A 14,551-nucleotide genomic window follows, 5' to 3' on the forward strand; every position below is an offset into this window, starting at 1 on the left:
TCGAGGGTGTTTGAAGGAGCAACCTGGAGCGAATACGAAAAATTGAGGGAAAAAGACAAAAAGCATCGCAAAAATCTTGGCAGTATACTCAAGGAAATGCAGAGAGGAGAAACAAACCGCGATCGCGACTGCCGTGGGTGTAGACCAAATTAAGGAGTGCAGAACTAATCGGGCAATTGTAATTTCACCCTCTGAGCTTCTGTCAAGTGGCATACCTGCACCACCTGAGCAAAATCCATACCAGCGGCTAGTAAGTTTTGAGCAGTTTGTAAAACCTGAGCCTCGGCTGCTTCCCTAGCGCGTCGTTCTTGCTCTGTATCCGTTAAAAACCATTGGCCCGATGCATCGCACCACCGTAACCAGTCGCCTGCCACCTCATCAAATTCCCCTTGCCATATCCCCAGGCCAATCGCCAAATCATCTAACCAAATCAGCGGGTTAGTGGGGCGTAGGGGCTGCTCCTGATATTCGCCATCAATCCAGCGAAAATAGCGCAATCGCCGGGTGTACCGGCTGTACACAATGTAGTGCGGCACCCTCAAATAGCGTTCGTACACCTCAAATTTTCTAGGGGGTTTCTGCGGTGCTTTGGCCACCTCTGGCTCGACCTCCCCTGGCTCAGGGGTCTCAACGTCTTCTTCTCCACTGTCTGCCCGCCTCGCCTGATCGACAAACCGACCCAGATCTTCGGCAGCGGTGCCCGCCGACAAAAACTCCACTACCACATTCGGCGATTTTCCCTCCTGCCACACCACATAGCTACGGCGCAAATCTTCCCCATCGTAGAGCCGCGACACCCCCACCGCCAGGAACCAATCGGGTCGCTTGTACCACTGGAGATGGCTTTCGTCGTAGTAAAGGTTGAGGTCGGAGCCGGTAAACCACTCTCGTCGAGCATATTGGCTCAGGTGTAGGGTGCGGCTAAGCAATTGGGGTTGTAAATCATGGTACTCGTCAGGCAATCCTGGCTCCTCGGGGGCTTCGCTGGGTAAATCATACATGGTGGGCAGGTCAGCCCGACGCGATCGCGTTTCCCTAGATCGCACTTCCTCGCTTTGAGTGCGTTGTCCATTGGTCAAAGCGTCTGAGGAGGTTTGACTGACCTGAGAAAAAGACGGCGGACGACTACCCATCATGGCCTCGTTGATTGCCTGAAAGTTTATCTGCTCCAATCCTATCGCACCTGACTAAGCAATCATTAGTAATTGAGAGGAGCCTACTAGGGCAAAGCCGGGAGCTTGCAAAAGATCAGCAGGCGGGTACCGTTTTCTTGCCTGGGCTGGTTGTTGTGGATCAGCACAGAAAAAGGGCTTCTCTGGGGGTGATCGCATGATTACTTGTTTTCATTGACTAGCGGAAGTAGCATTTGGGGGAGTTGCTCTAGAATTAACTGATCAGTGATGGGGCCTCGGGTGACGCTACCCCAGAGATAATAATCCAGGCTGCTGGTTAACCACCGCTTGCAACTCCACTGGAAGCAGGGCTAATTGTTCAGCACTAAAGGCCGAGGAGTCAGCTGGTGCTGACAGGTGCAGATCAACCTTTAATACTCGCCGGTGGGCAGACCATTCCTGAAAGTGGCTGTGGGTGAGATTCTGCTCGCATTGGAGAAAACTATTCTGGCTATCCTCTTGATGGCTATCATCCAGGTCGATCCGCAGATTAAACCCAAACTCCAGTGTTAGGCCCGGTGCTTCCGGTAATTTTTCTTCGATCAGAACGTCCTGAAGCCAGTAGTCGCGAATTAGCAGGTTCAGCCCGTGGCGCAGGTTTATCGATCGCTGATAAGTAGATGAGCAAAATTATTTTCCAGATGTTGAGGCTCCCTGAGTCCTCCCATACTAGCGGAGGCTGAATTCAAAGCCCCCAAAATTGGGGGTTTGGGGGCCTGCGCGAGCAATCAAACTTGCTACTTGTTTTTGTAAACGATTAAGTTGACCTACTTAGCCCCGACTCTGGGAAAAGGCATGTCTCAAGTGACTGCCCATGGCTATAGAAACAGTTGAGCAATAGGAATGCTGAACCCTGGCAGTAGGGGTGAGGTTAGGGTATCATCCCCAACGAGAGTGCCGACAAGTTGGAGTTGCGCCTCTATCCGGCGATAAATTTCTAGAGTTTTAAGCTGCCAGCTGACAATCCAATATTCTTGAACGCCATGGAGAGAGTAGAGCTTGAGCTTAACTTCTTTATCCCGGCGCTCGTTTAGGTCTCCTGGGGAAAGCACCTCGATGATGAGTTCAGGGGCGACAACGAGGTGCCCGGCGGCGTCGATGCCGTTAGCGAGGCGAGCATTGCTGGCCCAAACCACGTCGGGAACCACGGCATCGCTGGGGGTAAAAATAACGCCAGGAGCTTCAAAGGCTTTACCGAGCTGAGTCTGTCTAGACCAAATCGCCAGTTCCACATGGATGTTGCCCCCTGCATCCTGGTGACGAATGTGGGGCGCGCGGGCCACGTACAGGTCTCCACTGATGATTTCGTAGCGCTTCCAACCGCCCTCGTCGGGCATGGCATCGAGGTCTCGGGTAATCCAGCGGCGGGCGTCGGCAACCATCGGATTTGCGATTGGGCTAGCTTTCTCCAGTTTAGTCAATTTCACCGGATGAGCGGCGCTAACCGATCGAGATACAGCTCAAGAATGACATTGGCAGCTAAGGGACCTCGCATCGTAGACAGCCGGGCATCGATGAAATAGACCCGCCCGGCCCGAGTAACGGGAATTTGTTGCAGCGTAGGAATTTTACTCCATTCGCGCCGACGTGCTTGCCAGCCCTGGTCATCGCCCTGCTCCGTCTCATCATAGGCAACCACCATAATGATGTCAGCATTTAGCTGGGGTAACACTTCAACAGAAAGTTGAGAAGAGCATTCTGGCGAATTTCCCTTTTGGCGCACCAGTTGAAACCCAAGCGCCTTCAGCAATCTGGAAAACTCGCTACAATAGTATGTTCTAATCTCACGCTTGAGGTTACCCGAGCTCAGCAACAGCACCCGAGGATACTTTTCTGTAACCGGGGCAAGCTGCTGTCGGACTTCGGCAATATGTGCTTCATACTCAGCCATGGTCTGCTCCAGCTGAGCGGCTCGGTCTAACACTTGAGCCACCACTCGAATGCTTTGTTGCCATCCCCCTGCTTCGTCATCGACTAATACCGTCGGCGCAATCTGAGACAGCAGTTCGTACTGGCTTTGACTGCCCTGCCAGTCCTCACCCAGGATGACATCCGGATCGAGCTGAGCCAGCGCTTCTAGAGAAGGGCTATGCCGGTCGCCCAGGTTAACCGGCTGAGTCGTGATGCGGCTCCCCAAATAGGGGATTTGCTGGCTAGGCTGATCGAATTTAGACTGCCGTAGCAGATCGCTGGTGACATCGGCGGCGCTGTATCCGGCGGGTTCTACCCCAAGGGAGAGCATCATATCTAGAATATAGGGGCTGAGAGCGGCCACCTGGCGGGGCACCCCACAAATCTCGGTTTGGCCCTTGGCATGGGCGATCATTCGACAGTTTGCAGAAACAGGCGAAGTGGCCTCAGGCTGCATAGGAGGAGAATTACCGCTACAGCTCCAGCTGAGGAAAACGATTAGAATAAACAGCAGCACCGATTGAAAAAAGCGCTCGGTCTTTCTCATGAGCTGATTGATCCAGTGAATTTCCGGTGAACCTGTCGTAAAACCATAGCAACCCTGGCTTGTACGCTTTAGAACGTTCTGCGGTAGCTGAGCGTAACCCATCTCCCCGGTGCAGCTGTATTGCTGGTTTCAGAAAAAGGCGCAAAGAATTGCGAATAGACGGGGAAATAGTCTGTATTCAACAGGTTTTGAATGCCGAGCGACAGCTCTCCGCCACCGAGACTCACGCTGCTTAATAAATCAAGCGTAATGTAGCTGTCAATGGGGGCATCATCGGTACCCGCCTCAAAGCCGCGATCGCGATCGCCAGAATACAGCAGCTGCAAACGATTTCGCCAGCCGGGTAAGGTTTCGTTTTCCACGTAGGCCGTAATCTTAAGCGGCGGAATCACCAGGCTATTGAGCGCCGTAAACTCTCCGTCTTCGTTTTCATCTTCCCCCTCTAACCCGGCGACAGTGCTCCCTAATCTCCAGTCATCGCCAGGTTGCCAGTCCAGGGCGGCTTCTACACCATACACCTGCTGCGGGGCTCGAATCGTTCGCAAGGGTCCACCCTCGGTTGGTTCAAAGTTCGTGCCGAGGCTAGAGTAGTTGTAAAATCCAGCCAAAGAGGCCTGCACTGAGTTCCAATTACCCCGTAGGCCAATTTCGTAGTTATCGACCTTTTGCGGCTGCGTCAGGTCGATGTCGGCTTCAACGGCGAATCCGGCAGGGGCAAACCGCAGTACCCGGCCAATATCCGGTAGTGAAAAGCCTTGGGAAAAGCTGGTAAACGCCGTTAGCGCCTCGGTAATGTCGTAGGCAAGGCCAGCATTGAAGACAAAATCTTCGGCGTTCAAGGTACCGCCTTCAACGTCATTTCCTTCGAAGGTGGTGTAGTCGTCTGCGTTTACCCTGAGATTGACATAGCGGGCTCCACTACTGAGCGCGAGGCGATCGGAAATATCCCACTGAAGCTGCGCAAAAATTCCCAAATCATTCAGGGTATAGGGGGGCACAAAATCAATCTGATCAATTTTGCGAAAGATCCGTCCACCGCTCTCGTCGAAGGCTTCAGGATCGAATATGTTAAAGCTCTGGGAGCTATTTTCTCGCACATAGTCCACTCCCCACAGCAGGCTAGCGGTCTCTTCCGGGTTGAAGGGGGTGTTGACCTGTAAGCGCCCTCCCCACTGTTGAGTATCGCCTGGCGATTGAAGAATAAAGTCAAAGAACTCGCGGGAGTCTCTGGGTAGCCCCCCTACAAACGCATAGTCGCGGAAAAAGACCTGCCCCTCCAGTTGGCTATTTAGCAAATCATCGTTGAAATATTGCAGGGTGAGATTCGTTGTCTCCAGCTGTCCGCCGTCGGGGGCACCAATGATTTGGGTGCCTTCTGGCAGCTCAATCGCCCGCGCTCTTTGTACCCCCGGAATCTCTTCAACTTCGGGATCGCTAATGTAATTGGCATCCTGCTCCTGGCGGAAATAATTAAAGGTAAAGTTGAGCCGCTGCACCGGGTCTAGCTCGGCTCCGAGCCGGACCAATACGTTGACCTCATCGGTCTCTGCATCTCTGTATTCGCTGGGGATGCGATCGCCATTGGCGTCGTAGTAAACTCCTCGCGATTGGTAAGAAATGCTGCCTAAAGCGCTCTCGGTATCCGTCGTTGCAGAGACTGAATAGCGCGCACGATAGCCAAACCCATCCTCCGCTAGGAAGGCGCCATTGGCAATGGCGCCACTGCCGCCGACGTCGATCGTATGCCGGATGGGGGCCTCATCCGGTTGGCGCGTAATAATGTTAATTAAGCCTCCGGTGGCCTGAGCGCCATAGATTGCATTGGGGCCTCGCACCACCTCAATCCGCTCAATTGCTTGCGGATCGATGGTGGTCAGGAAAGCGGGAATTGAGCCCAGGTTAGTGTTTTGGGGAACACCGTCAATTAAAACAGAAATGTCACGGCCCCGGAGGCTTTGGCCAAAGGTATTGGTCCGTCCAGTGGGCGCGCTAAAGCCAGGCACCAGCTGAGATAGGATATCTCCCAAGTCTTGGTTCAGGCGCGTTTGATCCTCAATCTCTTCACGGGTAATCACCGTGACCGAGCGGGGAATATCCTGTAACTCTTCCTCCGTTCGGGTCGCCGTCACCACCACCTGAATCGCATCCTCATCGACATCAACAGCGGTTTCCACCCCGGGCGTCACGCTCAACACCAAATTTCCAGTCATCGTGCTCACCTCAACTTGCGGTGGGGCATCCGTTCCCGTAATTGAGATCCTAACCCCGCCCTCGGGCTGATTCGTCACGCTCACCAAGGCGATTCCGGCAGCGGGGCTAAATTGCTCAAACGGCTCTCCCGCCGGCAAGTCCAGCACTGCATCCGGAATATCTGCAACCAGGGCATTGCCCACGGTTCGGCTGCTGGGAGCGGTTAGTTCGCGGCCAGCAGTCTCTAGCACAATTTGCACTCCGGCCTCCGTCTCGTCTACCCGGATCCCCGTAATTGAAACCTGAGCAGTTTGCGCCATCCAGTCTCGAACCGGGGTAGCGGGCGGTTCTAAAGCCTCTGAAGCCGGCTCTGTGGCCCAGCTGGTGGGACTACTCATCAGCAGACATCCTGAGAGGCAAAGCGCCAATCCACAAGACCCTTGCTTGCCCGTCAACCGACGCACTTTGGTTAATGAATTCATGGGTTTCTCTCCACACACCTTTTGAGATGACTCGCAACTAGCCGCTGCTAAGAACTATTCTCATGAAGATATCCGGAAACGGGGCGGTATAAACGGGCGCGATCGCTCCCATGCGGATCGTTTTGCGCCCTAGCGGGATTTTTAGGAAAAAGCGGGTAGATGGATGAGCAGATGGGTCGGAAAACTCAGCCCTTCCAACCGTTGACGTCTGTCTAAGAGGAGTATTGATCAGGATCAATGCCTTGGGCTTTCAGAAGCTCCGCCAGCCGGTCTGCCCGCTGGCGTTCCTGCACCGCTTTTTCGTCACCAGTCAACAGCAGGCTTCCTTGGGAGTTGCACCAGCGCAGCCAGGTGTCTTGCCGTCCTTCAAACGTTCCCTGCCAGAGGGTCAAGCCCAGATTCACCTGCTCTAGCCACGGTTCAGCCTGTTCTGTGTAGTGCAGCCCCCTTAGTTCATAAAGGTGCAGCGGTTGCTCTCCTAGCCGGGCCGCCGGATCGTAAACGACATAGTAGCCTACTCGCATTTGAGCGTAGGTCTGAAGCTTATCGGCCAGCTCATTACCCACTCGGTTCGAGACAATTTCCAGCACGATTTCTGGGGGCTTGCCAAAATTCCACATCAGGTAGCAGCGATTAGGCTTTTCCCACCAGTCTTCAGGGACCTGAACATCTAAGCTAACGAACACATCTGGCACAATTGCAGGCTGATTCACGGTGTGATAAATCCCGACATTGGCCTCGGCGAGAAACGGCTCGGTCCGCCAGGAACTGTAGAGACTGCTGACCAGCAATCGCTGCTGCTTGGCCGAAGCAAAATTATCCACCGGCGTATCATCCTCGGTGATTAGCGCATTGGCATCTGGGAAGGTCACCTGATCGGCAACGGCTATGGGGTTAATCATCAGAGACTGCCTGGACCAGAACTGCCTCCATTATAGGTCTAGCTGCTGACTAGCCAGACTGCCGACCTAAAAGATAGGCTTTTGGGTTAACGCCAAACCGCTTGCGGAAGGCCACCGCAAACCGACTTTGATTGGCATAGCCCACCGACTGGGCCACCTCTTTAACGTTCAAACGGCGGCTGTTGAGCAACTCTCGCGCGGTTTCCATGCGGTGGCGGTGCAGATAGCCAAATACCGTAGTCCCAAACACTGCCTTAAACCCGACCTTGAGCTTGTAGTCATTCAGGCTCACCTGCCGCGCTAGCTCCATCAGCGAGGGCGGGTTCTCAGGGTTTTCTTCAAGAATTTTTTGGGCGGCGTAGATGCGATCAACATCATCAGGGTTGAGGGACACTGGCGTTTTTACAGGAAGCTCAGACTCTTTTAGCTGCGCTAGCTTGAGAGCAATCAGCTCTAGGCACTTGCTTTCTAAATAGATTTGTTTGGTTTTGCCCTGAAACGGGCAGTACAGAATTTGCTCCAAGGCCGACCGCATGGCGGGGGTGATGGCATTGATTTCGCTAAACCAGCCGCCTTCCCTGGCTTCAATACAGGGTCTAATCCCTTCGGGTAACTCATCTAGAGCATCGGTAACTAGCCGGGTAAGCCCATCCACAGAGTCCAGGTGCAGGTCAACCTTCAGCACCGGATCGTTGGCGTAGGTGATCCATAGACAGTCATCCGGTTCGTTACAGGTACCCCATTCGATAAAATTGTCGCCTGTGCACTTGCCGCTACGGTTCCCCGATAGATTAAACCCCAACTCACTGCTTGTAAATCTTCCAGGTTGGGATGTTGCGGCTACGCATAGGTCATCATGCAGCTGATAGTTGAACAGACAAAGATTAATTTCTCGAAGTTGAATTTGGTGAATATAGCCCCGACCTAACCGCTGAGGAACCACCTGCTGAAGCTCGCCATAGCCCTGAGCATTTAATGACAGAGGCAGGGGATTGGTCGTTTGCCAAAGCTCGTCGTAGTCGGTGCGAGAAAGCGTGATAGCCATAGGGCAATAGTAAAAACTGGGGGCCGAAAAACTTTAATGAGATCTATTCTCAACTGATTTCGGCTTTACGTCAAGGCTCTCATTAAGCCAGCCCAGCGGCAGAACCTGCCCTGAGTCAGCGAGAAAAGCGAGAGCTGGGGTCAGCCATGAGGGTAGCGCGATCGCTCCCATCCGGATCGCTTTGCGCCCTACGCGGATTTTTTGCTTAAAATTTATTTGCCCGACTTCGAAACCTATAGCCCTGACAGATCGCCTGGATCGATGCCTTGAGCTTTTAGAAGCTCCGCTAGCCTTTCTGCGCGTTGGCGTTCCTGCTCTGCCCGTTGGCGTTCCTGCTCTGCCCGTTGGTGTTCCTGTTCTGCCCGCTGGTGTTCCTGCTCTGCCCGCTGGCGTTCCTGCTCTGCTTTTTCGTCCCCCGTCAGCAATATATGTCCCTGGGCATCATACCAACGCAGCCAAGTATCCTGCCGCCCTTCAAACTCCCCTTGCCAAAGGGTTAACCCAATACCCATGGGCTCCAGCCACAGCTCCGACTGTTCAACATAGTGCCATCCGCGCAGTTCGTAAAGGTATAGCGGTTGCTCTCCTAATTGCGTTGCCGGATCGTAGACGATGCAATAACCTGCTCGCATTTGAGCATAGGTTTGCAGCTTACTGGTTAGCTCGCCACCGACTCGGTTTGAGACAATTTCCAGCACAACTTCTGGTGGCTTGCCAAAATTCCATACCAGATAGCAACGGTTAGGCTTCTCCCACCAGTCCGCAGGGACCTGCACATCCAGACTGACAAACATATCAGGCACGATGGCGGGTTGGCTCACCGCATGATAAATGCCAACATTTGCTTCAGCCAGAAAAGTAGAACCAGTCAGAGAGCTATAGAGACTACTGACCAGCAACCGCTGCTGCTTTGCCGAAGCAAAATTGTCCACCGGCGTATCATCCTCGGTCGTGAGTAGATTAGCGTCTGGGAGTATGACCTCGTCGGTTGTGGCCAGTGGGTTGCTCATAAGATTCCTACTTTTGCCCGCACTAGCTCTATTGTATGCGTTTTGTCATGCAAAATGAGTCTAATTCCATTCGATGTCGATGCAGATAGCCAAAGACGGTAGTGCCAAATACCTGACGAAACCCAACCTTGAGCTTGTAGTCATTCAGGCTGACCTGTCACAGTCACCCCATTCAATGAAGCTTTCTCCGGTACACTTCCCATGGCGATTGCCCGATAGATTGAAGCCAATTTCGCCGATTACGGGAGCTAGGGCAAGTGCCTTCTCGATGAGCAACACATCTTCGTAAAACTGATACTGAAAAAGGGTAAGCTCGATGCCATGCCACTACATCCGTTTAAGTTCTCAAAGCAGGCAATCTTCAACATCTTTGAGAATCTCCTGGGCAGCGAGCAGGCTGCGACCAGCAATCCAGACTTCACCGGGTACCTCACAGACCCGATCTTTCTGAACGGCTTCCAGCTGTGACCATATCGGATCTTGACTAATGGCGGCTTTGACGAGGCTTCCTTCAAAGTGAGGCGAATAAATTAGAAATAAGACATCGCCATCTAGACTTGATAGTTTTTCCTGTGAAAGCCGCACAGCATAAGATTGAAACAGGTCTTGGGCAGGGTTGCGACCGAATCCGATATCGTGGAGAACTGACCCAGAAAAGCTACCCGTGGTATAGGCAGCGATGCGGTTGCGGGCAGTAGCAATTACCGAAACCTCAATCTCGTCGGGAGCTTCAAGGCGCTGCTGAAGTTCGGTTACCTGGCGATCGTATTCAGCTAAAAGCTGCTCGGCTCGCTGGGGTTGACCCAGTGCCTCGGCAAATAACTGAAAATTCTCCTGCCAATCACCCTCTCGACCACTTCCTGATGTAAGGACGGTTGGGGCGATTTGCGATAGTTGTCGATATAACTTACCAGAGCTAATTTTTGAGCCCAATATGAGATCGGGGGTAAGCTGCAAAACTGCCTCAAGGTTAGGCTGGTTGTCTTCGCCCACGACTGTGATTTCACTCGCGACGTCGCCCAAGTAGGCAGGTGCATCGCCATAACGAATGGTACCTACAGGCTGAACATCCAAAGCGAGAGCCGCATCGAGCGCAGCTATATCTAACACTACCACGCGTTCTGGTAAGAGCGGAACTTCGGAGGTACCCATAGCATGCTCAACCGTCTGGGTTAGGACGTTTGAGGTGACGGGAGGGGCCGTAATACTGGGCTGACAGCCTGCCAACAACGTTCCTATGGCCATCCATCCAACAAGTTTTTGAGAGCTACATTTTAGCATGATAGGCCCTAAAAGGTGACTGAATAGCGCAGGCTCAGCGTGGTTCCTGGGGCTGCATAGCGCCGCTCTTCAGTAGCGCCGATACGCTCTTGAGAACTTACAGGTAGATACTGATTGTTGAGCAGATTTTCGATACCGAGGGTCAGTTTGCCACGGCCCAGCTGTAGGCTACTGAGAAAGTCGAGAGTCACATAGCCATCGATATCAAAACCGTCTACGTCGGCGTCGAAGGCGCGATCGCGTCCTCCCACTGCGAGTAATTGCAGGCGATTGGTCCAACCAGGAGTCGTGTCATTTTCGACGTAAAATCCTACTTTATAGGGCTGTACCTGCACCGAGCTTAAGGCAAGAAACTCGCCGTCATCATCGACATCGTTTTCACCTTCATTCCAGCTAAAGTAGCCGCCGAGTCGCCAAACGTCACTGTGCTGCCAGTCTACAGTGGCTTCCACACCATAGTTGCGCTGAGGGGCTCTGACGAGTTCTGTCAATCCATCGGCACCGACCTGTAGGGCACTACCCAAATCTGACTCGTTGTAAAAGCCTGCCAGGCTCGCTTGCACCTGTCTAAATTCAGTGCGAATTCCAATTTCGTAACTGTTGACCTTTTGCGGTTCCAGGAAAAGATTATTATCAATGTCAAAATCAGGACCGACGGCACCGAAAGCGGCACCTAAGCTGGGAATTGAGAAGCCTTGAGCAAAGTTGGTAAACAGTCCGATTGCGGGAATAGGGCGATAAATTACCCCCGCATTGAATGAGATATCGTCGGCATCGCCGCTGCCACCTTCGCGCTCGCGGGGAAATCGAAAGGCGAGTTGATAATCATCCACTGAAAAGTCGAAGCTGTCGTAGCGTAGCCCCCCGCTGATTTGCCACTGTTCAGTGATATCCCAACGAGCTTGGGCAAATATCCCCAGGCTATTGAGGTCATATCGAGGGGATTGAGAAAGGCTTCGATTTACAATATTCAACGTTTGGTCATCGTCGAAGGTGGCAGGGTCAGAAATGAGTAAGGGTCGCTCATTATCTTCCTGAGAATAATCTGCCCCCCATAGTAAACTTGCAGAATTGCCCAAGGGAGTTTCAAGCTGAACACGGGCTCCCCACTCTGAAGCATCTAAACTGGTTTGCCATAAGCGGGGAAAGAAGGCAGGAAATGTCCCCGATCGCAGATCGGTGAACTGCTGAACAAGCTCGGTATCTCGATAATAGAGCTGGGCATCCAGTTGAGAATTGAGTAACTCAGCATGACGATAGGTGAGATTTAAGACATGGTTTGTCTGCTGGGGTTCTTCGTCGTAGTCAATTTCTCCAATTTGCAATGCCCTTGCCGTCTGTAATCCAGGAATGTCGAAGACAATCGGATCAGAGGTAAACTCGGTTTCGACTTCCTCTTGGTAATAGCTGTAAGTGAACCCTAGTCGCTGCTGCTCGTCCAAGTCATACCCTAGCTTGGCGAGTATTCCCAGTCGATCCGTATCGGCGATGCCTGTCTCTGGGGGAATGCGATCGCCATTGGCGTCAAATTGTCCGTTGCGGATGTCGTAGGATACCGTAAGGCGGCCATCTGCGCGATCATCCGCTGCGGCTGCTCCGGCTTGAAAGTTATAGCCAAAACTATTCCCTTGAACCGAGGTCAGGCTCGTTTGCGTACCGACGCCGACGTTATAGGCAACTCCCTCTTCGATTGGAGATCGCGTGATGATATTGATAATGCCCCCAGTCGCACCGTCGCCATAAATCGCACTCGGCCCCCGTACGACCTCAATGCGCTCGACAGCTGCCGGATCAATCACGCTCAGTTCAGTGGCAAATCCCGTATTCGGATTTTGTGGGATGCCATCAATCAAAATCAATGCGGTGCGCCCTCTAAGGGACAGATTTCGGGTTCGGTTTTGCAATGTTGGGGGGCCGAGACCGGGTACCAGCTCTCCTAAGATGTCGGGTAGGTTGTTGGTAAACTGTGATTGTTGTTCGATCTCGTCGCGGGTAATGACGGTAACTGAACGTGGTACATCCAGGATGTCGGTTTCCGTACGGGTTGCAGTCACGACCAGTTGAATGGTGTCAGAGTCTTCTACCACAGTGGATGCGGTACCGGGCACAATGCTGAGCACCAAACTGCCATTCTCTACATTGGTTTGGACTTCCGGAGCAGCCTCGGTGCCCGTCACCGCAATCTGCACCCGATTATTGGGCAGCCCGGTCACCTGGATCAGGGCGATTCCCTCTATGGGGCTAAACTGTTCAGCAGCAGCCTCATCAGCTAAATTCAGTGTGGCGTTGGGAATTTCTACAATTAGCGCGTTGCCGGTGATTCGAGCCATCTCAGCCGGAAGCGCACCCTCAAACACCAGGATGACTTCCAAACCATTAGGAGTAGGGTGGATTTGAACATCTGTAATCGCAGCGGCTGCATCCATCTGAGCAAATTGATTGGCTATCGTCGGAGAGCGCTGAAGGTTTGAGTCTATTTCCAGGGTCTCAGCCCTCACCGGTGATGATACGGCGATCGCCATTAGGCTGAACACCCAAAAATTCCAGGCCTTCGAGATAGTCATATGCCCTCACACCAATTGGGAAACATTTGAGAATCGTTCTCAACATAATATCGTGGCTAGTGCAGGTTTGAAATGCGATCGCGTCTTCCAGCGGGACTTCTTATGTCTCTTGGCGGGACTTTTTGAGATCACTGGCCGGGGCTCAGCTAATCGGATCGCGATAGCTAGAGTTAGAAACCGTTGAGGATTTGAGGATCTGATTCAGACCTTATCTCTGAAAACTTCACCCCTGTCCGTCATCCATCAAAATTTCCTTGATGCAGCACATTCCTCGTTCGCGTTTGGCTCGGTGCCATCTTGAATTTTTTCTTAAATGCCGCTACAAAAGAGCTACGACTGGCATAGCCAACGTATTGGGCCACCTCCTGCACGCTGAGATCCCCTGCCAGTAAAAGCTGCTGCGCCTGCTCCATTCGATAGCGGTGCAGATAGCCAAACACAGTGGTTCCAAATACCTGACGAAACCCCTGCTTCAGCTTTCGATCATTAATTTGTACCTGTCGAGCCAACTCCAATAACGAAGGTGGACGAGCAATATTTCGCAGCAAGATATCTCGGGCCTGATAGATTCGATCGACATCCTGGCGCGGTAATTCTGGGGTGAAGGTAGCTTGAGGAGTTGTCAGCAACGCTTCGATTTGAAAAGCCATTAGTTCTAGCACCTTGCTCTCCAGATAAAACTGTCGAGTGATGCCCCGATAAGGGCACTGAAATATCTGTCGAATCACCCGCTGCATTGTCGGCGGCGTCATTCTGCTCAGATGCAGTCGAACGAACTTGGGCGCTTCGACCACGGATTGCAAATCTGAAGGTGGCTCAGCTACGCGGCTATGGCTTAACTGTAGAAATACCTCTGGAGCCATACGGATAATGAGCTGATGAAGGCGCTGATGAGCTGGATATTCTTCGGTTTCTGCCGTCCCTGGTAAGCAATAAAGGTAATGTCTGCCCGCCATTTCTTCTTTAACATCTCCTAATCCTGTATTGCAGACTCGACACTTTCCTGCCAAATAAAAGTTAGCGGTCAGCGGCATGTTTTGAGCGTGCTGCTGAATTTCGTGGATCTGATTCTGGCGTTTGGTCACATCAGAAAGAACAAGCTGTAGCCCCGGACGTAGCTCAATTTCATGCCAATACCCGTGCCCTAACGGTGGCGGCAGCTCAAAGAAGCGCTCCGAGGCATCGGCATAGTCAGCGACCGGATTGCGATCGCGGTAGCTCTGCAAAATCTCTTGAACCTGATGCCCTGTTAACGTTTTAGTCATTTATTCAGCCGTCGCCTCCAATCCTTCCGCTATAGCACTCACCGCTATAGCACTCAAATTTTTCCGAGCAGAAATGGTGAACTATGGGTTCTGATGCTGCGATGTCTTTCTAGGTGACATTCTGCGCCAACTGAGTCAGTCCTGATGGCGTCTGGATTAGCAAAATGAGAGCCCCTAGCAGT

The 14,551-nt window shown here is 52.5% G+C and carries 10 protein-coding genes; all 10 read right to left on the minus strand.

The window, feature by feature from the left end; translation table 11 throughout:
- Positions 1 to 164: 164 nt before the first annotated feature.
- The 10 genes from IQ241_RS00825 to IQ241_RS00870 all read right to left on the minus strand — a co-directional run bounded on the left by IQ241_RS00825 (position 165) and on the right by IQ241_RS00870 (position 14,369).
- Complete coding sequence (locus tag IQ241_RS00825) at positions 165 to 1,133, minus strand: Uma2 family endonuclease (RefSeq protein WP_193904504.1); 969 nt, start codon at positions 1,131 to 1,133, stop codon at positions 165 to 167.
- An 857-nt stretch (positions 1,134 to 1,990) separates the two neighbouring features.
- Complete coding sequence (locus IQ241_RS00830) at positions 1,991 to 2,554, minus strand: Uma2 family endonuclease (RefSeq protein ID WP_193904545.1); 564 nt, start codon at positions 2,552 to 2,554, stop codon at positions 1,991 to 1,993.
- A gap of 41 nt (positions 2,555 to 2,595) precedes the next feature.
- A complete protein-coding gene (locus tag IQ241_RS00835) occupies positions 2,596 to 3,630 on the minus strand; it encodes an ABC transporter substrate-binding protein (RefSeq protein ID WP_193904505.1) in 1,035 nt (344 codons plus the stop codon).
- Between the two features lie 68 nt (positions 3,631 to 3,698).
- Positions 3,699 to 6,218: a TonB-dependent receptor domain-containing protein gene (locus IQ241_RS00840; RefSeq protein ID WP_228021246.1), complete on the minus strand. Its 2,520-nt coding sequence runs from the start codon at positions 6,216 to 6,218 to the stop codon at positions 3,699 to 3,701.
- 296 nt (positions 6,219 to 6,514) lie between these two features.
- Entirely contained in the window at positions 6,515 to 7,204 is a 690-nt protein-coding gene (locus IQ241_RS00845) for a Uma2 family endonuclease (protein WP_193904507.1), read from the minus strand.
- A gap of 49 nt (positions 7,205 to 7,253) precedes the next feature.
- The gene (locus IQ241_RS00850; protein WP_193904508.1) at positions 7,254 to 8,249 is read right to left on the minus strand and encodes an AraC family transcriptional regulator; all 996 of its coding nucleotides are present in this window, start codon (positions 8,247 to 8,249) and stop codon (positions 7,254 to 7,256) included.
- A 233-nt stretch (positions 8,250 to 8,482) separates the two neighbouring features.
- Positions 8,483 to 9,259: a Uma2 family endonuclease gene (locus tag IQ241_RS00855; RefSeq protein WP_193904509.1), complete on the minus strand. Its 777-nt coding sequence runs from the start codon at positions 9,257 to 9,259 to the stop codon at positions 8,483 to 8,485.
- 345 nt (positions 9,260 to 9,604) lie between these two features.
- Positions 9,605 to 10,411 carry an ABC transporter substrate-binding protein gene (locus IQ241_RS00860; RefSeq protein WP_193904510.1) on the minus strand — a complete coding sequence of 269 codons (807 nt, stop codon included), beginning with the start codon at positions 10,409 to 10,411 and terminating at the stop codon, positions 9,605 to 9,607.
- Positions 10,412 to 10,548: 137 nt separating this feature from the next.
- Complete coding sequence (locus tag IQ241_RS00865; protein WP_193904511.1) at positions 10,549 to 13,104, minus strand: TonB-dependent receptor domain-containing protein; 2,556 nt, start codon at positions 13,102 to 13,104, stop codon at positions 10,549 to 10,551.
- Positions 13,105 to 13,340: 236 nt separating this feature from the next.
- Complete coding sequence (locus IQ241_RS00870) at positions 13,341 to 14,369, minus strand: helix-turn-helix transcriptional regulator (RefSeq protein ID WP_193904512.1); 1,029 nt, start codon at positions 14,367 to 14,369, stop codon at positions 13,341 to 13,343.
- Positions 14,370 to 14,551 lie beyond the last annotated feature (182 nt).

The sequence above is a fragment of the Vasconcelosia minhoensis LEGE 07310 genome, from assembly GCF_015207255.1.
Taxonomy (GTDB): domain Bacteria; phylum Cyanobacteriota; class Cyanobacteriia; order Phormidesmidales; family Phormidesmidaceae; genus Vasconcelosia; species Vasconcelosia minhoensis.

What these genes read in the sequence shown, in the direction of transcription:
- IQ241_RS00860 (WP_193904510.1), bottom strand. Translation starts at nt 10,411, where the DNA reads ATGGGTACCTCCGAAGTTCCGCTCTTACCAGAACGCGTGGTAGTGTTA.
- IQ241_RS00865 (WP_193904511.1), bottom strand. Translation starts at nt 13,104, where the DNA reads ATGACTATCTCGAAGGCCTGGAATTTTTGGGTGTTCAGCCTAATGGCG.
- IQ241_RS00850 (WP_193904508.1), bottom strand. Translation starts at nt 8,249, where the DNA reads ATGGCTATCACGCTTTCTCGCACCGACTACGACGAGCTTTGGCAAACG.
- IQ241_RS00825 (WP_193904504.1), bottom strand. Translation starts at nt 1,133, where the DNA reads ATGGGTAGTCGTCCGCCGTCTTTTTCTCAGGTCAGTCAAACCTCCTCA.
- IQ241_RS00840 (WP_228021246.1), bottom strand. Translation starts at nt 6,218, where the DNA reads ATGAGTAGTCCCACCAGCTGGGCCACAGAGCCGGCTTCAGAGGCTTTA.
- IQ241_RS00830 (WP_193904545.1), bottom strand. Translation starts at nt 2,554, where the DNA reads ATGGTTGCCGACGCCCGCCGCTGGATTACCCGAGACCTCGATGCCATG.
- IQ241_RS00845 (WP_193904507.1), bottom strand. Translation starts at nt 7,204, where the DNA reads ATGATTAACCCCATAGCCGTTGCCGATCAGGTGACCTTCCCAGATGCC.
- IQ241_RS00870 (WP_193904512.1), bottom strand. Translation starts at nt 14,369, where the DNA reads ATGACTAAAACGTTAACAGGGCATCAGGTTCAAGAGATTTTGCAGAGC.
- IQ241_RS00855 (WP_193904509.1), bottom strand. Translation starts at nt 9,259, where the DNA reads ATGAGCAACCCACTGGCCACAACCGACGAGGTCATACTCCCAGACGCT.
- IQ241_RS00835 (WP_193904505.1), bottom strand. Translation starts at nt 3,630, where the DNA reads ATGAGAAAGACCGAGCGCTTTTTTCAATCGGTGCTGCTGTTTATTCTA.